The 16,797-nt window shown below is 65.4% G+C and carries 21 protein-coding genes and 1 tRNA gene; 10 read left to right on the top strand and 12 right to left on the bottom strand.

Translation table 11 applies throughout. From position 1 onward, the window contains the following. Nucleotides 1–2: 2 nt before the first annotated feature. Nucleotides 3–674: an endonuclease III gene (nth, locus tag FHS96_RS03710; RefSeq protein ID WP_429588032.1), complete on the top strand. Its 672-nt coding sequence runs from the start codon at nucleotides 3–5 to the stop codon at nucleotides 672–674. A 55-nt stretch (nucleotides 675–729) separates the two neighbouring features. Beyond that, entirely contained in the window at nucleotides 730–1,125 is a 396-nt protein-coding gene (locus FHS96_RS03705; protein ID WP_429588030.1) for a hypothetical protein, read from the top strand. A gap of 18 nt (nucleotides 1,126–1,143) precedes the next feature. On the opposite strand, the gene FHS96_RS03700 is transcribed toward FHS96_RS03705, so the two are convergent. Together FHS96_RS03700 and FHS96_RS03695 are read right to left on the bottom strand one after the other, a co-directional pair. Then, the gene (locus FHS96_RS03700; protein ID WP_429588029.1) at nucleotides 1,144–1,740 is read right to left on the bottom strand and encodes a YdeI/OmpD-associated family protein; all 597 of its coding nucleotides are present in this window, start codon (nucleotides 1,738–1,740) and stop codon (nucleotides 1,144–1,146) included. Nucleotides 1,741–2,161: 421 nt separating this feature from the next. Continuing rightward, nucleotides 2,162–2,497 carry a DMT family protein gene (locus FHS96_RS03695; protein ID WP_429589596.1) on the bottom strand — a complete coding sequence of 112 codons (336 nt, stop codon included), beginning with the start codon at nucleotides 2,495–2,497 and terminating at the stop codon, nucleotides 2,162–2,164. A 397-nt stretch (nucleotides 2,498–2,894) separates the two neighbouring features. Here FHS96_RS03695 and FHS96_RS03690 point away from each other — a divergent pair, with 397 nt between their 5' ends. Continuing rightward, nucleotides 2,895–3,395, top strand: a complete 501-nt coding sequence (locus FHS96_RS03690) for a glycine zipper 2TM domain-containing protein (protein WP_429588027.1) — start codon at nucleotides 2,895–2,897, stop codon at nucleotides 3,393–3,395. Nucleotides 3,396–3,468: 73 nt separating this feature from the next. Here FHS96_RS03690 and FHS96_RS03685 read toward each other — a convergent pair whose 3' ends face one another. The 4 genes from FHS96_RS03685 to FHS96_RS03670 are packed head-to-tail and all read right to left on the bottom strand — an operon-like array spanning nucleotide 3,469 to nucleotide 5,913. Beyond that, nucleotides 3,469–4,059: a hypothetical protein gene (locus FHS96_RS03685; protein WP_429588026.1), complete on the bottom strand. Its 591-nt coding sequence runs from the start codon at nucleotides 4,057–4,059 to the stop codon at nucleotides 3,469–3,471. A gap of 39 nt (nucleotides 4,060–4,098) precedes the next feature. Further along, complete coding sequence (rarD, locus tag FHS96_RS03680) at nucleotides 4,099–5,040, bottom strand: EamA family transporter RarD (RefSeq protein ID WP_429588024.1); 942 nt, start codon at nucleotides 5,038–5,040, stop codon at nucleotides 4,099–4,101. Nucleotides 5,041–5,072: 32 nt separating this feature from the next. Further along, nucleotides 5,073–5,294, bottom strand: coding sequence for a hypothetical protein (locus FHS96_RS03675; protein WP_429588023.1), 222 nt, complete (start codon nucleotides 5,292–5,294; stop codon nucleotides 5,073–5,075). Between the two features lie 7 nt (nucleotides 5,295–5,301). Next, nucleotides 5,302–5,913 (bottom strand): SOUL family heme-binding protein, encoded by a 612-nt coding sequence (locus FHS96_RS03670; protein ID WP_429588022.1) that lies wholly within the window; start codon nucleotides 5,911–5,913, stop codon nucleotides 5,302–5,304. Nucleotides 5,914–6,007: 94 nt separating this feature from the next. Between FHS96_RS03670 and FHS96_RS03665 the strand changes: the two genes are divergently transcribed. The 3 genes from FHS96_RS03665 (at nucleotide 6,008) to purQ (ending at nucleotide 7,652) form a co-directional block, all read left to right on the top strand. Beyond that, a complete protein-coding gene (locus tag FHS96_RS03665) occupies nucleotides 6,008–6,676 on the top strand; it encodes a hypothetical protein (RefSeq protein WP_429588021.1) in 669 nt (222 codons plus the stop codon). Nucleotides 6,677–6,753: 77 nt separating this feature from the next. Further along, the gene (purS, locus tag FHS96_RS03660) at nucleotides 6,754–6,987 is read left to right on the top strand and encodes a phosphoribosylformylglycinamidine synthase subunit PurS (RefSeq protein ID WP_429588019.1); all 234 of its coding nucleotides are present in this window, start codon (nucleotides 6,754–6,756) and stop codon (nucleotides 6,985–6,987) included. Next, nucleotides 6,984–7,652, top strand: coding sequence for a phosphoribosylformylglycinamidine synthase subunit PurQ (purQ, locus tag FHS96_RS03655; protein WP_429588018.1), 669 nt, complete (start codon nucleotides 6,984–6,986; stop codon nucleotides 7,650–7,652). Before purS ends, purQ begins: the two co-directional genes overlap by 4 nt. A gap of 44 nt (nucleotides 7,653–7,696) precedes the next feature. On the opposite strand, the gene FHS96_RS03650 is transcribed toward purQ, so the two are convergent. Both FHS96_RS03650 and FHS96_RS03645 read right to left on the bottom strand, forming a co-directional pair. Further along, nucleotides 7,697–8,002, bottom strand: a complete 306-nt coding sequence (locus tag FHS96_RS03650) for a hypothetical protein (protein WP_429588016.1) — start codon at nucleotides 8,000–8,002, stop codon at nucleotides 7,697–7,699. A 2-nt stretch (nucleotides 8,003–8,004) separates the two neighbouring features. Next, nucleotides 8,005–8,781, bottom strand: a complete 777-nt coding sequence (locus tag FHS96_RS03645; RefSeq protein WP_429588015.1) for a queuosine precursor transporter — start codon at nucleotides 8,779–8,781, stop codon at nucleotides 8,005–8,007. Nucleotides 8,782–8,810: 29 nt separating this feature from the next. Here FHS96_RS03645 and FHS96_RS03640 point away from each other — a divergent pair. Then, nucleotides 8,811–8,887 (top strand) — tRNA-Arg (locus FHS96_RS03640). Between the two features lie 59 nt (nucleotides 8,888–8,946). On the opposite strand, the gene FHS96_RS03635 is transcribed toward FHS96_RS03640, so the two are convergent. After that, nucleotides 8,947–9,324 carry a VOC family protein gene (locus FHS96_RS03635; protein WP_429588014.1) on the bottom strand — a complete coding sequence of 126 codons (378 nt, stop codon included), beginning with the start codon at nucleotides 9,322–9,324 and terminating at the stop codon, nucleotides 8,947–8,949. A 75-nt stretch (nucleotides 9,325–9,399) separates the two neighbouring features. On the opposite strand from FHS96_RS03635, the gene FHS96_RS03630 reads away from it, so the two are divergent. Next, on the top strand, nucleotides 9,400–9,912 hold the full coding sequence (locus tag FHS96_RS03630; RefSeq protein ID WP_429588013.1) for a hypothetical protein: 513 nt from the start codon (nucleotides 9,400–9,402) through the stop codon (nucleotides 9,910–9,912). A gap of 99 nt (nucleotides 9,913–10,011) precedes the next feature. After that, on the top strand, nucleotides 10,012–12,183 hold the full coding sequence (locus tag FHS96_RS03625; RefSeq protein WP_429588012.1) for a TonB-dependent receptor: 2,172 nt from the start codon (nucleotides 10,012–10,014) through the stop codon (nucleotides 12,181–12,183). Nucleotides 12,184–12,445: 262 nt separating this feature from the next. On the opposite strand, the gene FHS96_RS03620 is transcribed toward FHS96_RS03625, so the two are convergent. Further along, complete coding sequence (locus FHS96_RS03620) at nucleotides 12,446–12,703, bottom strand: hypothetical protein (protein WP_429588011.1); 258 nt, start codon at nucleotides 12,701–12,703, stop codon at nucleotides 12,446–12,448. 320 nt (nucleotides 12,704–13,023) lie between these two features. Further along, on the bottom strand, nucleotides 13,024–14,028 hold the full coding sequence (locus tag FHS96_RS03615; protein ID WP_429588010.1) for a phytase: 1,005 nt from the start codon (nucleotides 14,026–14,028) through the stop codon (nucleotides 13,024–13,026). A 210-nt stretch (nucleotides 14,029–14,238) separates the two neighbouring features. On the opposite strand from FHS96_RS03615, the gene FHS96_RS03610 reads away from it, so the two are divergent. After that, nucleotides 14,239–16,470 carry a TonB-dependent receptor plug domain-containing protein gene (locus FHS96_RS03610; protein WP_429588009.1) on the top strand — a complete coding sequence of 744 codons (2,232 nt, stop codon included), beginning with the start codon at nucleotides 14,239–14,241 and terminating at the stop codon, nucleotides 16,468–16,470. A 45-nt stretch (nucleotides 16,471–16,515) separates the two neighbouring features. On the opposite strand, the gene FHS96_RS03605 is transcribed toward FHS96_RS03610, so the two are convergent. Then, nucleotides 16,516–16,701, bottom strand: a complete 186-nt coding sequence (locus FHS96_RS03605; RefSeq protein WP_429588007.1) for a hypothetical protein — start codon at nucleotides 16,699–16,701, stop codon at nucleotides 16,516–16,518. Between the last annotated feature and the right edge of the window lie 96 nt (nucleotides 16,702–16,797).

Below are 16,797 nucleotides of genomic sequence, written 5' to 3'. Positions count from 1 at the left end.
ACGTGAAAAAGGCCGATATCTTCGAATTCTTCCGTAGGCTGGCGGAGGCCAATCCCTCGCCGGAGACCGAGCTGGAATCGGTCAACGACTATACGTTGCTCGTCGCCGTCGTGCTTTCGGCGCAGGCTACCGACATTGGCGTCAACAAGGCAACCAAGCGGCTTTTCCAAGAGGTGACGACCCCCGAGCAGATGGTCGCGCTGGGGGAGGATGGCCTCAAGCAGCACATCAAGACGATCGGGCTGTTCAACGCCAAGGCGAAGAACGTCATCGCGCTGTCGGAAGCGTTGATCCGCGATCATGGCAGCCAGGTGCCCGCAGATCGCGACGCCCTCGAAAAACTGCCGGGCGTCGGGCGCAAGACCGCCAATGTCGTGATGAACGTGGCGTTCGGGCAGGAGACTTTCGCGGTCGACACGCATCTCTTCCGCCTCGGCAACCGCACCGGCCTGGCCAGGGGCAAGACGCCGCTCGCAGTGGAACTGAAGCTGGAGAAAGTGGTGCCGCAACCCTTCCGGCTGCATGCGCATCACTGGCTGATCCTGCACGGCCGTTACATCTGCAAGGCGCGGCGGCCCGAATGCTGGCGCTGCATCGTTGTGGATCTCTGCGCGTTCAGGCCCAAGTCAGAGGCAACGATGCAGTCTCGTGCCGCCCATACCAAATCGGGGTAGGATCGACTCGCGCTTCCTTGATAGGCTTGCCGCGGGGGCAAGAAAGGTTTGACCCATGACCAGGCTTATCAAGTTCCTTGCCTGCGCCGGCATTGCCGCCGGCACGCCGCTGCTGCTCGCCGCCGACCGCAATACACCGCCCCCCGCGAAGGAAACCGGCGCCGCTGTCTCCTGCATCCCGTTGCGCTCGATCCGCCAGACACGCGTGCATGGCGATCGGGTGATCGACTTCCACATGAACGGCAAGAAGGTTTACCGGAACACCCTGCCCTATAGCTGTCCGCAACTAGGCTTCGAGGAGCGCTTTTCGTACAGTACCTCGCTCAGCCAGCTCTGCTCGCAGGACATCATCACCGTTCTACGCACCGCGCCGGTCTCACCGGGTGCAAGCTGCGGGCTCGGCCAGTTCCAGCCGGTCGAACTGATCAAGCCGGACAAGAAGACGAAATAGCAGCTGCGCTGCCTGCGCTCAGCAATTCTGATACTTCCAGTTGCGCGGCTTGCCCTCGGCCAGCCATTCAACCGTTTGCGCCAGCCGCCGCTCCCGGGTCTCGGCACGCTTCGCCTCGCTCAGCCATTCGACATAGTCACGTTGCCCGCTGGGCGGCAGCGCATCGAAGGTCGTTTTCGCGGCAGCATTGCCTGCGAGCGCCTCGACAAAATCGGGGGGCGCCTCGAGCGGGGGCTTGGGATGCTTGAGCACGCGCGGCTGCTTTACGCCCGCATCGGCCAGCGCCATCGCCTTGGTGACGAACGCCTCGAGCGTCGCGTCATCGGGCAGGTCCGACAGTGCGACGATCCGGCCGAAGCTGCCCATCGCACCCTCGCCCCGGCCGCCGGTGACAAGTTCGCCCTTCCAGAAACCGAAGGTTGCATGTTCCTTGAATGCGGCCATGGCCGCCAGGATCTCGCCACGATAGACGAAGGCGGGCGACGACCACTTGAGCGTCTCCGCCACATCCGGGCAGGTGCGATGCACCAGCGCGCGCAGATGGCGGAGGATCGGCTGCGCGAAATCGCGCTGACGTTCGATATAGGCATCAACCCTGGCATCGACGGTTGGCATCGGCGGCTACCCCCGTCGTTATCCTATCCGCGCATACCCACGCTCGACAATATCGCGCTCGAACTTCCGCGGTCAGTTGTCCGATCGGCCGCGCACCACGCCAGCATCATCATCGAGTCGCCCGCTTTCGGCCTTATGCCCCGGATGTGCCGCCATCTCTTCAGCGGTGGGCGCACGCCAGCCGTCCGGCGCCCGAATCAGCGGCGCGTTGCACCGCTTGCAACTCGTCCAATAATCCTGCCCGTCATGACGAGCAGTTCCCCGGTCGGGCAGATGCCCACGAAGCTTGCACAGAACCGACACGCGACCATCCTCGTTGCTCTGGGAAAATTTCCTTTTCGCACCGACCGTTACGCTGTCGATTCGCAATACTAAGCCTTCCATTCATCTATGTTGGTTAATAATTTATTACCACCCCGGATCAGCGGCCGACGAACAAAAAAGCCACGCCGGCCATGATGCACCCAAAGGCAGCGAAGTGGCGCCAGTGCAGCGGCTCTCCCAGCACCCAGACCATGAACCCGGCGAACACGATCAGCGCGAGCGCTTCCTGCACGATCTTGAGTTGCCCGGCGCTCCACCCAGACGCATAGCCGATCCTGTTTGCAGGCACGGCAAGGCAATATTCGATGAGGGCGATGCCCCAACTGATCAGCACCACCAGCCAGAGCGGCTTCGTGTTGCCGCCCTTCAGATGCCAATACCAGGCGGTCGTCATGAAGATATTGGAGAAAGTCAGCAGAATGATCGTGGGCATCGGCCGGTCTTCCATGGGCTGTTCATCAAAGGTACAGCCGCCTGTGCCCATTCTGACTCCATGGGGCGACTTCTTTTTCTTGCGATCGGAGCTACGGCGCTGATGCCGGTGTCGGCCATAGCTGATGCGCCCCGATCACAGGCACCGTCGAGCGCGCGCGCCCAGCAACCCTGCACCGAAAGCGCGAGCCAGACGACTGCGCGCGCAAGCAGCGCGTCCCGGCTGATGCCGCGGCAGGTGCCCAAGCGCATGCCGCGCCGCTTCATCCTGATGTAAGCGGCTGCCTGTCGGCAGCCTTCCACTTGCGAAACGATCTTTTCCGAACGGCGCAACCACAAGCCGGTTCGCGCGCTTTATGCCTGCGGCGTCTGAGGATGCCGCGCAGAGGAGTGACGAGATGAAGACGTTTATCGTGGCGGCCCTGCTCGCCGCCATCGCCGCCCCGGTCGCACCGGCGCTTGCCGGCCCGCAGGACGCGCGCGAGTATCGCCGCGACGTGCGGAAGGCCGATCGCGAATATCAGCGTGACGTGCGCGAGGCTCGGCGGGACCGCAACAATGCCCGCCGCGACGCGTGGCGCGATTATAACCGCTACGATTACAACCGCCCCGATCCGCGCACCGGCCGCTATGACGCCGGCCGCTATTATCGCGACGGCCGCTACTACAAGGCACGAACGATGCGCCGCGGCGAGCGCGTCTATCGCGGCAATGACGGGCGCTATTATTGTCGCCGCAACGACGGCACCACCGGCCTGATCATCGGTGGCATCGGCGGCGGCGTGCTCGGCAACGTCATCGCGCCGGGCGATTCCAAGACGATCGGCACGGTGCTGGGCGCTGGCCTTGGCGCGTTGCTCGGCCGCGAGGTCGATCGCGGCGAGGTGCGCTGCCGCTGATCGATCGGCATCGCCCGCAGTCGAAAAGAGACAGCCCGGCACCACGCGGCGCCGGGCTTTTTCTTTTCAGATCCTACGGGTTGGGAACCCGACGGAACTCGCGCCGCGGACTGGGCGCGACGCGGGTCGTGCCGCTACGCGGGCTGCGCCACTGACGCTGCTCCGTGCGTCGTTCGGTGCGCAATGCCGGTCGCCGTTCGGTCGGTCGGTCGGCACGACGTTCAGTGCGGCGCTCGTTGCGCCACGTCCGGCGATCATCACGCCGTTCCGCCCGCCAATCACGTCGGTCATCGCGGCGTCCCGACCGCCAATCACGGCGATCGTCACGCCTGCCGGCACGCCAGTCCCGGCGATCGTCACGGCGCCCGTCGCGCCAATCCCTCCGGGCCTCGCGCCGGCCTTCCCAATAGCGCCTGTCGCTGTCGCGCCAGCGATGGCGGGTACCGCGGCGGTCATACACATAATAGCCGCTGCCGGGATAATAGAAGCCATCATACCAGCCGCGGCCATAGCCGGACGCATAATAGTCGTCATAATAGCCGCCGCCATAATAGCCGGCGCCGACATTCAGGCCGCCATAGCCATAGCCGTCGTCATAACAGCCGCTTAGCCCAAGCGACGCGACGAGTGCCAGCGCTGCGGCCTTCACCTTCTTACCGATCATGACTGTCTCCCGGACCGGAAATCAGCCCCTGCGGAAGGATTAACGCACGGGGTGGCCCTGCGGGTCCGCTCCGGCGGGTTCAGCGGTCGGCACCACGATGCGGCGGGCATGGCGCACGGCATCGACCGCGAACAGCGCCAGGCCCGACCAGATTAGCGCGAAGCAGATCAGATGCGCGGTGGTCAGCGGCTCGTGATAGACGAACACGCCGATCAGGAACTGCAGCGTCGGTGCAATATATTGCAGCAACCCCAGCATCGCATAGGGCATGCGGCGCGCCGCGGCGGCGAACAGCAGCAGCGGCACCGCGGTCACCGGCCCTGCGGCGACGAGCAGCGCGGTCGTCGACGGGTCAGCGCCGAAGGATAAGTTGTCACCCATCCCCAGCCAGACCAGGCAGGCGATCGCCGGCGGCAGCAACAGCACCGTCTCGATAGCGAGCCCTTCGAGTGCATCGACCGTCACCACCTTGCGCAGCAGGCCGTAGAAACCGAAGGTCAGCGCAAGCGACGCGCTGATCCACAGCCCCTCGCCCGCGCCCACCGCCAGCACCGCGACACCGCAGCCGGCGAGCAGCACCGCACCCATCTGGATCGGTCGAAGCCGCTCCTTCAGCAGCAACACGCCGAGCAGCACGTTGAGCAGCGGGTTGAGGAAATAGCCGAGGCTGGAAGCGATCACATGACCGTTGGTCACCGCCCAGATATAGACGAGCCAGTTTAGCGCGATCAGCGTCGCGCTGCCGGTGAGGATGGCCAACGCGCGACGATCGGCGAACGCCCGCGCCAGCGCCCCGAGCCGGCGTGTCATCACCAGCAGCGCCCCGACCAGCAGCAAGGACCAGACGACGCGTTGCGCCAACACCTCGAACGGCGAGACATGGCCGACCGCGTTGAAGAACAAGGGCAGCAGACCCCAAATACCATAGGCGCCGATGCCGAGCGCTATGCCCCGGCGCTGGTCCGTCTCACGTTCCGTCATATCGTTTCACTTCAATCGGCGCGGCGTGCGCCTCAGATGATCCCGCCGCCCATCATCAGCCGGACGATGCCGACCAGCACGACGAAGATGTTGAGGTTGCGGCCCGACGTGCTGCTCGACAGCGCGCCGAAGAACAGCCCGACCAGCGCAAGCGGAATGATGGCCCAATAGGCCCAGCCGAGAAATGGAAGAAAGGCAAAGACCGCGAGAAACGCAGCGACCAGGCCGATCAGGATGGAAAAGGCGTTCAGCATCGGCGGGTCATCCTGTCGGAATCAGAACTTCGGAGCGGCGCAGCGGCCCCGGTATGGCGGGCGAGTTGTAGAAGGCATGTTCGGCATCGCCAAGCGCGATCAGGCCGCGCTTGTGCATCCAGCGCCGCAGCACCTCCTCGCGCCCCGCCAGGCGGGCATCGTCCGGCGTGCCGCCGAAGCGGATTGCCGCCACACGTCGTTCGGGCAGGCTGGCGATGGTGACGCCGGTGGGCGGCGCCGGCAAGGTGGCGCGGGTCTGCGCGGCGGGCATCACGAAGCGCTTGCGCCAGCCGCCGGGGACCTCCGCCGCCAGCACCGGCACGGTCATCGCGATCCTGCCGCCGCCCCGGCCCTTGCCGCCAATGAAGGCAGCGAGCCGTGCGAACCCTTCGGAAAGCGCCGGCTGGCGCGTACCCGGGGCGATCGTCTCGGCAACAAGCAACGCGGGATAGTCGCGCAGTTCGATGTCGCCATCCTCTTCGATCAGCCGGAAGCGAGCTTCCTCGATCAGCCGCTCGCGCGCATACCATGCGGCGGCCCCGGCAGCGGCGAGCACTGTCCCCACACCGACCCACTTCCACACCGGTTTCACACCCTTTTCGCCCGTCTTTCCGGCCATCGCCATACTCCCTCGATCGCCCGAAGCCTGGCCGCGATATAGGGGTGCATCATGACCGGCGATAGGGCACTGGCACCAGCCACCGCCATTCGCCATGATCGCCACCATGCGCATATTGCTCGCCGCTGCGACAGCCCTGTTCCTCGCCGCTTCCGCCACCGCGGAAGAGCCCGCCACGCGCGAAGCCGACCCCGTCGTCGGCCGCTATTATGCGCAGCTCGGTCCGGACGCACTGTCGGCGCTGCGGATCAATCCGGATGGCACCTTCGATTATGCGCTGAGCGCCGGTGCGCTCGACGAGCGGGCGAGCGGCCGCTGGATGCGGCATGGCGACATGCTGCGCTTCACTACCGAGCCGCATCCGGTCGCGCCGCTGTTCGTCGCGCTGGCGCCTTTGCAGGCGACTGGGCCGTTGTCGGTCAGCGTCACCTGGCCCGACGGACAGGGAATCGCCGGCATCGACGTGACGGTGGGGTTTGACAGCGGTGAGCCGGCAACCGGTTACACCCAGGAGGATGGCTGGACGCTGCCCGCCGACGAAAGCCGCATGCCGCGCTGGATCCGGCTCGACGAGCCGGTTCACGGCATCGTCTCCCCCGAATTCCGCATCGATCCCGCCGCGGGCAACGCGCTGGTCTTCAAGCTCGAGCCCAACGACCTGGGGATGTTCGATTTTCGCGACGCGCCCGTCGAGATCGATGGCGACGAACTGCTCGTTCACCGGGGAGAAGGACGCATCCGCTATCTGCGCCGCCCGCGCTGATCCGATGGCGCGGGCTTGCCCCCTGCCCCCAGCCGCGCCATAGGGGCGGCGTTTTCCAGCCAGGCGAAGGACGCGCGATGAAGACCCGCATTCATGTCACCTTGAAGAGCGGCGTGCTCGATCCCCAGGGCAAGGCGATCCACCATGCGCTCGAAGGGCTCGGCTTCTCGGGCGTCAACGATGTCCGCGCCGGCAAGCTGATCGAGATCGAGCATGATGCGGCGCTGACCGATGCCGAGCTCGACCAGATGTGCGCCAAGCTGCTCGCCAATACGGTGATCGAGAATTACCGCATCGAGCGCGGCGCATGAAGACCGCGGTGATCGTCTTCCCCGGCTCAAACTGCGACCGCGACCTCGCGGTGGCGCTGGAGGCGGTGACCGGGCGTGCCCCCGACATGGTGTGGCATGGTGAGGCGAGCCTGCCCGACGGCGTCGGCTTCATCGGCGTGCCCGGCGGCTTCTCCTATGGCGACTATCTGCGCTCGGGCGCGATGGCGGCGCGATCGCCGGTGATGCGCGCGGTGGTCGAGGCGGCCGGCCGCGGGGTGCCGGTGTTCGGCGTGTGCAACGGCTTCCAGATCCTCACCGAAGCCGGGCTGCTGCCGGGCGCGCTGATGCGCAATGCCGGCATCCGCTTCGTCTGCCGCAACGTGAAGCTGACGGTGGCGAACGCGCAGAGCGCCTTCACCGGCCTGTATGACGCGGGCGAGGAACTGCTCGTGCCGGTCGCGCACCATGACGGCAATTATTTCGCAGACCACGAGACGCTCGACCGGCTCGAGGGCGAAGGCCGCGTCGCTTTCCGTTATGCCGAGCCCGTCAACGGATCGGCGCGAGACATCGCCGGCGTGCTGAACGCCGCGGGCAATGTGCTGGGCATGATGCCCCACCCCGAGCGCCGCATCGAGGCTGCCCATGGCGGTGACGATGGCCGCCGCCTGTTCGCCGGCTTGCTGGAAGCCGTCGGCGCCTGATCCTGCCCGGCGGGGCTGCTATCGGCAGCCCCGCCGGCGGACTTTTAAGATCCCGGCTCGTCGCGAACCGCATCGAGCAGCGCCCGCACTTCGGCATCGCCGCCGAACCTGCGCAGCAAAGCGGCCTCGTCCGCATCCAACCGGTCGCAGCGCAGATCGGCCAGCGCCGCCTCGATCTGCTTGCGCCGCGGCGCATCATAGGGTTCCTCGCCTGCCCAGTGATTGCAGCCAGTGCGCCGATCGATGAACGCGCGCACCGCCGCCGGCTGGCGCGCGACGCGTTCGGCCAAGCCGGGCGCCGGCGCATCCGCGGCGGTCTGGAGAAGCGCCAGTGCGATCAGCGGTGCCACCGTCAAACCCGCGTCCGGAACGGCGTGAAGTCAGTGGCCTCGTCGTAGACGTCGAGGCCCTCGCGCGCCTTAAGCCAGCCGACGACGACATAGGTCGCCGGCGTCAACAGCGCCTCCCAGCCCACCTTCAGCGCCCATTGCGTAATTAGCACCTGAAGGACTAGGTCGGTCGTCCACCCCTCCGCGAAGAGGAAGGCGGCGGGATAGAAGATCAGGCTGTCGACCGCCTGCCCGGCTATCGTCGAGCCGATCGTCCGCGCCCACAGGTGGCGCCCGCCGGTGATCAGCTTCATCCGCGCGAGCACATAGGAATTGACGAATTCGCCCGCCCAGAAGGCGATCATCGAGGCGAAGACGATACGCGGCACCTGGCCGAAGATCGTCTCATAGGCGGCCTGGTTGCCCCATTCGGGCGCGGGCGGCAGCGCGACGACGACCCAACTCATGAACGCCATGAAGATCAACGCGGCGAACCCCGCCCAGATCACCCGGCGCGCGCGGGCATAGCCATAGACCTCGGTCAGCACGTCGCCGATCACATAGGAAACGGGGAAGAACAATATTCCCGCGCCGAACGGCCAGAGGCCGATGAAGGGCAGATCGACCACCGCGACCTTGCCCGCGCCCAGCACGTTGGACAGCAGCAGGATGGCGACGAACGCCGCCATCACGAAGTCGAAGTAACGAAGCGGCCGCCCGGCGATATCCGCCGCCGAAACCGCGCGCGGCGCGGCAGAATCCCCCATGCTCATGCCGGGCAGACTATCGCGGTTTCCCACGCACGCAATCCGCGCTATGCGGCGGTCGAGCGCCCGTAGCTCAGTTGGATAGAGCACTAGCCTTCTAAGCTTGTGGTCGCAGGTTCGAATCCTGCCGGGCGCGCCACTTTCGATCTCGCTTCATGCCGGCGCAGGATTCGTCCGCCGGCGTTCCGCGCATGTCTCTCATTTCGCGGAGTAGGTGACCGCCTCGATCTTGTTACCGTCCGGATCGCGGACGAATGCACCATAATAATGGTCATCATATTGCGCGCGGATGCCCGGTTCACCATCCGACGATCCGCCATTCTCCAGAGCGGTGGCGTGAAAGCGGTCGACCATCGCACGGCTCTCGGCCGTGAAGCAGATGTGACTGCCATTGCCGACCGTCGCCGGCTCGCCGTTCACCGGTACCTGAACGCTGAAGGTCATCTGCCCGCTGCCCCAGCCGATGCCCTCCGCATCCGCAGCCATGAACGCGAGTCCGATGGTCTTGAGCACCGGGTCATAGAAGCGTCTCGAGCGTTCGAGGTCGTTGGTGCCGACCGACACATGGTGGATCATCTGGCTTCCCTTCGATCAGCTTTAGGTTAGGGCAGGTTCACTGGCGGCGAATGGCAGCGACAGGAGGGGCGCAGCATGCATCATGTCGACGTGAAGGGCGACTGGCATTTGGTCGGTTTCGCGCAGGCCAGTGGCGAGGCCGGCCTGATCGGCGAGGAAAGCGACCAGGCCGACATCGACGCCTGGCTCAACGGTTCGGGGGAGGCGCTGGCAGCGTCCGCGCTCCCCATCGCCGGACTGTCCCTCACGATCGATGCCGACATGAACCTCACCGAGCGCTGCGACGGGACCCCCAAGCTGACCTGGTTCGATGCGGAGGGCGTGCTTGTCGAGGACGTTACCCCGATCAACGGCCCCCTCATCGGCACCGGCCCGGTCCGCTATCTCCGCCCGGACACCATTGCCTCATGGGCCGTGCCGCGCGATGGCCGGCATGGCCCGGCAATCCTGCGCTACGACGACGGCGACACGAAGATCGTCGACGCCTTCGCGCTCGCCGGCGAACAATTGGTCCGCACCGTCAACGTCGTCACGGACGAACTCTGCTTCAACCGGGCAGCCCTTTTCTACGCCCGCGACGAGCCCTGATCGGCGCCGAAACTTGCTTGTGCGAGTGAGTTGCACTAACCTTTTTGCAGACCGAGCCGGGCCCCAAGAAGGGCGTGGCCGCTGTAAAAAGGGGCTTCCATGTCGATCGTTGGTATCTGTCTCCGCGCGCTGCTCGCGTCTTCGGCCGCGCTTATCCCGATGGCCGCCCATGCGCAGGTGGAGCCTGCACCGGCGGGGGAAGACAGTGGCGAGATCGTGGTGACCGCGCAGCGCGAAAACCGCACGCAGGTGATCCGGGGCGGCCAGATCGGCATTTTGGGAGACAAGGATTCCGGCGACGTGCCGTTCAGCGTCAAGAGCTATAGCGAAACCCTGATCCTCAACCAGCAGCCGCAGACGCTTGGCCAGGTGCTGGAGAATGATCCATCGGTGCGCACCACCTACGGCTTCGGCAATGCCTCCGAGCAGTTCGTGATCCGCGGCTTTGCGCTTTTCGGCGACGATATCGGCATGAACGGCCTCTATGGCCTCACCCCGCGCCAGCTCGTCGCGCCCGAACTCTATCAGCAGGTGCAGGTGCTGAACGGCGCCACCGCCTTTCTCAACGGCGCCGCACCGGGCGGCTCCGGCATCGGCGGCAGCGTCAACCTGATCACCAAGAAGGCAGGCGAGCGGCCGCTGAACCGCGTCACGGCCAACTATACCTCCACGAGCGATTTCGGCGGCAGTTTCGATTTCTCGCGGCGCTTTGGCGACGGTTCGTTCGGCGTCCGCGTCAATGGCGCGCTCCGCGGCGGCGACGTGGCGATCGACGATGAATATCGCCGCTCGACGGTGATCGGCGCCTCGTTCGACTGGCACAGCGAAAATGCGCGCCTGTTCGTCGATCTCGCCTATCAGCGCGTCAAGGTGCGTAACCTGCGCCCCACCGTCAGCCTCGCCGCGGGCGTCACCGCGATCCCGCGCGTGCCGAAATCCGATCATAATTATGGCCAGGCCTTTGCCTATACCGATCTGCGCGACATCTTCGGCACCATCCGCGCCGAATATGATCTGAGCGAGAATGCCATGCTTTATGCCTCGTTCGGCGCGCGCGACGGGTTTGAGGAAGGCGTGTACGACGGCATCACCGTGACCGACATCGTCACCGGTGCGGCCAACGGCAGCGCGAGCTACATCCCGCGCACGGACAACAACGAGGCCGCGCAGGCGGGCCTGCGGGTGAAGCTGGAAGCCGGCGGGATCACCAACGAGTTCAACTTCGGCGGATCCTATATCTGGCAGGTCAACCGCAACGCCTATGACTTCCGCACGGGCTTCGCGACCAACCTCTACGATACGCCGCAGATGGCCTTCCCGGCCCGTTCCTTCGCCGGCGGCGATCTGGACGCCCCCTTCCCCATCCAGCGCAACCGGCTGGCCAGCGCCTTCGCCTCCGACACGATCGGCTTCCTCGACGATCGCATCCTCGTCACCGCCGGCCTGCGCCTGCAGACGATCAAGGTCACGCGCTACGCCTACGCCACCGGCGCCTTCGAAAGCCGCTATGATGAGGATGCGGTCACACCGGTGGTCGGCGTGGTGGTGAAACCGATGGAAGGGCTCTCAATCTTCGCCAACCGGATCGAGGCGCTCGTCCAGGGCGATACCGCGCCCAACGGTGCCAACATTACCAATCCCGGCGAGGCGTTTCCGCCCTTCAAGTCGAAGCAATATGAGGTCGGCGGCAAGCTGAGCCTGGGCCGCTTCAACATGTCGCTGGCCGCCTTCCAGACCGAACGGCCGAGCGCCTACAGCGTGTCGACGCCGATCCCCGGCAATCCGGACGCGGTGACCTTCGGTATCTTCGGCCAGCAGCGCAACCGCGGCATCGAGTTCAGCGTGGACGGTGAGCCGGTGGAAGGCCTGCGGATCATTGCCGGCGGATCGATCAACGATGCCAAGCTGCGCCGCACGTTGAACGGCCTCAATGAAGGCAATGATGCGATCGGCGTGCCCGAATATCTTGCCAACGCGAATGTCGAATGGGATCTGCCTTTCCTCCTCGGCGCCACCGTGACCGGCCGCGTCGTGCGCACCGGCGAGCAGATGGTGAACCCGGCGAATACGCTGGAAATTCCCGCCTGGACCCGCTTCGACCTCGGCGCGCGCTACGTCGTACCGATCGCAGAGAACCCGCTGACCCTGCGCTTCAACGTCGATAATGTCGCCGACAAGCGCTACTGGTCGTCCGCCTTCGGGTCGTTCGGCAGCGCGCTGCTACAAGGCATGCCGCGCACCTACAAGGTCTCCGCCTCGATCGACTTCTAAGGACGACGAGCCATGCCGGGCGCTCGCCCAAAGACCTAAGGACGTCGCGATACCGCAACGCCGTCGTGCTGACCTGCCTGCTGCTGAACGAACGCCGTCAGTGCAGAGCTGAGCCGCTGACGTGCTTATTTGATTGCGTACGCGTCTATTCGCTGTTCCCCGATCTCGCGCCCGAGCGCCACCGCGTCGCTTCCAACCTCTGCTTCGCCGCGCTGATGGCGGCGGGCGCCAGCGCCGGCTACTATTTCGGCGACGGGATCGTTCAAGCCGCCGATGCCGGCCTGCCTTTCGCGATGGCGCCATGGCGCAAGGCGATGCTGCTGCTCGCCTTCGCCGGATTGCCGCGGCCGAGGCCGAAACGGCGGGCTCGCTGCCCGTCTTCCTGCGTGAGCGCTGGCAGGCGATCGGCCTGTTCGTGGGCATCGCCGGTTGCCTGATGATCGCGGTGCAGGCGCTCAATCCGTTGATCGCACTGGCGCTCGAGCGTCGCTTCCACGCCGGCATGCGCGACATCGGCCATGCGCTGGGAATCGTCACCTTGATCACCAGCATCGGCTGCCTGCCCATTGCCGGCTTCCTCGATCGCGTGCTGCGCGCGCGCCTCGGCCTTGCCGCGCAGCCGATCATGATGGGTGGCGGCGCGTTGCTCGCCATCCCCTGCGTCGCGCTGCTGCCCATGGTGGGCGATCCATCATGCGCTGGTGCTGGTCGCGGTGGGCGGACGCCTGCTCACCCCGATCGCGACGGTTGCAGTGCCTGCGCTCGTCGTCTCGGTCGCCTGCGCTGCGGTCGGCGCGGCAGCGCTAGCGGGCGGAGGCTGCGCGCCCCCGCCCTTTGGCTTCACTTCAGCTTCAACGTCTTCAACACATCGTCCCACGCGACGAGCTTGAAGTTCTGCGCCGCCGGCGCGTTCTCGCCATCCTGCGCGATCATGATGCCGCCGGGGAAATCGGGGCCGAAGTCGCCGGCGATCACCTCGATGCCGTCGGTCTCCTCGGTCGATCCCAGCTTGCCCTTGGCGATGCGGAATCGGCCGACATAGGAATCATCGGCCAGCCGATAAAGCGCGTAGGCATTGTCGCCCTGGCTGGAGACGACAAGATAGCCGCCATTGGCACCGTCGCTCGCGATCGCCAGTCCCTCGACATCGTCGAACAGACGCTGCTTGTCGACTTTGGCGATCGACACCGCTTCCGCCGCCCCTGTCGGCCGCGAATCGAAGCGCCAGATGCCGACATCCTCCTCGGCGACATAAAGGCGCTGGGTGCGTTCGTCGACGACGCAGCCTTCGGCCTGGCTGCCCACCTTCAGGCGGCGGACCAGCCGGCCGGTGGGCTTGGCGCCGGCGAGATCGAGCGCAACCTGGCCGATGCCACCTTCCTTGGTGACCATGAAGGCATAAAGAGCGCCAGCGTCGCGATAGAGGCACATGCCATAGGCCTCCCCCTCGATCGACGGCACCGTGCCCAGCGCGGTCAACTTCGCGGTCGCGGTGTCGAGCCGGAACAGCGCGATCTTCGCGTTGGCCTCGTCGCTGCGGTCGCTCGCCACCACGAGAACAGCGTTGGTGCCGCCGATCGGCACATCGGCGCGCAGATCAACATTGTTGACCCGGCCGGTCTTGATGAAGGACCGCGTCTTACCGTCCAGTCCATAGACATAGAGGCCGGCCTTCTTGTCGGTAGCGACGATCAGGCTCTTCGCGGGGTCGGCGGGGTTGCGCCAGACCGCGGGATCATCCGCCGCATCGGCGTTAGCGGTGCCGACGACATCGGTCTCGCCGCGCGCGGTGACCTCGGCCGTAACGATCGGCGCGGGCGTCGCCGCAGGCTCAGACTCCGACATGTTCCCAATGTTGGACACTGTGTTGTCAGCCGTTTCGCCGCCGCCACAGGCCGCCACGGTGCAAAGAAGCAACGCAGTGGTCACCGATTTGAAACAAAACTGTAGGGTCTGCGTCACGTGAATTCTCCACTGGCCCGCTCAATCGCGCCGCTCATACATCGCAAACCGCGGCGGTCAATTTCGGTGTCTTGCCGGAAAAAGGGGAATTCTGTGACCAAGAAACTGCTGCTGCTTGGCGGCGTTGCGCTGCCGCTCATCTTCGCCATGCCCGCCGTCGCGCAGGAATTGCCGACCGATGCGGAGACGCCGCAGGAGGAGGCCGATCCGGTCCGCGCCACCGACATCATCGTCAATGGCCAGATCAGCTTCCGCAACCGCACCGACGACGTCAACCCGGTGCTCTCCTACGACCTCGAATATTTCCAGCGCTTCGAGCCGGTTTCGGTGGGCGAGATGCTGAAGCGCGTGCCGGGCGTGACCTTCACGTCCGACGTGCTGGAATATGACGGCGTCCAGATGCGCGGCCTGCCGCCGGGCTTCACCCAGGTGCTGATCAACGGCCGCCGCGCGCCCGGCGGCGAGGCGGATCGCAGCTTCTTCGTCGACCGCATCCCAGCCGAACTGGTCGAGCGCATCGAGATCGTCCGCGCCCCCCGGGCCGACCAGCCGAGCGAGGGCATCGCCGGCACGCTCAACATCATCACCAAGGAATCGGTCAGTTTCGAGGGCGGCTTCGCCAAGGTCGGCGCGCTGATCAACGAGGATGGCAAGGTCCGCCCCTCGGGCGCCATCGCCTATGCGACCAACATCGGTGAGGACACCACGATCTGGGCCGGCCTGAACTATCAGGAGCGCCGCAACCCGAAGAAGAAGGTCTCCTACCGCTTCGGCGACACGCCGACGACCGGCGCGCCCTACAATGACGATCCCGAGTTCGACGATACCGAACTGCAGGACGATACCCGCGACGGCAGCGACCTTTCGGGCAACCTGGAACTGACGCACCGCTTCGGCGATGACGGCCGCATCCGCTTCTCGGGCTTCTTCGTCGACACCGATCGCGACGAGGACGAGACCTCGCTGACGCTCGCCGGCGAGGATCTGGAGTTCGATGGCATCGAGGTCCAGCATGAGGAGATCAACCAGCAGACCTACTCGCTCGGCATGGATGCGATCGTACCGCTGGGTGGCGTCGAACTCGGGCTGGCCGCGGGCTGGGCCGGCTTCCGCGAGGATTCGACCTCGACCGTGTTCGTCGGCGAGAATGAGGACGATCTGACCGACCTCGAACTCGACGAGGAAGAGACGCTCAACATCAAGGACGATGAATATACCGGTACGATCAGCCTCGCCTTCGGCAAGGATTCGCCGCTGAAGGTGAAGGCGGGCGTCGATCTGCTTCACAAGGAGCGCAACGGCCTGAACGATGGCGACTTTCTGGCCGGCGAGTTCAAGATCAAGGAAGATCGCTACGACCCCTATGTGCGGCTGACCTATGAGCCGAGCAAGACGTTCAGCATCGATGCCGGCCTGCGTTACGAGGTCACCCGCCGCGACGTGACCGGCGAGGATATCGACGACGCGTCCTACGACACGGAGACGCTCAACCCGTCGCTGCACCTCCGCTACGCACCGACGGCGCGCGACCAATTCCGCGCCTCGATCGCGCGCACCGTCCGCCGCCCGAACTACGGCCTGCTTTCGCCCTTCGAGGAAGAGGAAAGCCCGGGCGACGAGGATGTGACGATCGGCAATCCCGCACTCAAGAACGAACGCGCCTGGGGTGTCGACGTCGGCTATGAGCGCCGGCTGGGGATGAGCGGCATCGTCGGCATCAACTTCTTCTACCGCGACATCAAGGATCTGACCGAGCTGGTGCGGATCGCCGACAGCGATATGGGCGGCAATGTCTATACGCCGCGCAACATCGGCGATGGCCAGACCTGGGGCATGGAGATCGATTTCTCCGCGCCGCTGACCGTCTTCGGCCTGCCCGATACCGGCCTGTTCGCGAACTACACCTATCTCGACAGCGAAACGACCGACCCGTTCACGGGCGAGAAGCGACGCTTCAACAACCAGCCGCACCACGTCTACAATCTGGGCTTCATCCAGACGGTCCGGACGATCGACGCCAGCTTCGGCGCCACCATTTCCGGCCGCAGCAAGGCGCGCGAGTATAATTTCGACGAGACGATCGACCTGCGATACGATCCCGACCTCGAATTGTTCGTCGAAAAGCGCATCGGCAAGAATTTCGTGCTGCGCGGATCGGTGCAGAACCTGCTCGACCGCCAGAAGAAGGAAGACTTCCGCAAATATGACGGGGATTCGCTCGACGAGATCCTCGCCAACCGCGCCGCGGGCGAACTCGACGAATATGAGATCGAACGCGAGAAGTCCGGCCCGCTGTTCCAGGTGACATTGCGCGCCGCGTTTTAACGGCCTCTGCTCCCTCTCCCCCGCGGGGGAGAGGGCTTTCCTTTTCTACCCTCTTACCGCCAGTGCTGCCGCGACGATCGCCGTCAGCATCGCGGCCACCAGCACGCCCGGCCAAGGCATAACGCCTACACGATCGAGATCCTCACGTGTCAGCCGACGACGGTCGGCAAAGGCCGCAATGCCCGCCACCGCCGCGGCGATGCCGCTAAGCGCCCACAATTCCGTCTGCAAATTACCCCGCCTTCGACTTGTCTTTCCTCGCATCTTCCAGATAGGTTGCAGACAAGGGGGCGAAAGTCCCCGCGCCGACAAAAACATGGGTGGAGA

The sequence above is a fragment of the Sphingomonas zeicaulis genome (genome assembly GCF_050433225.1).
Classification (GTDB): Bacteria; Pseudomonadota; Alphaproteobacteria; order Sphingomonadales; family Sphingomonadaceae; genus Sphingomonas_D; species Sphingomonas_D zeicaulis.
This window is presented reverse-complemented; position numbering and strand designations above follow the sequence as displayed.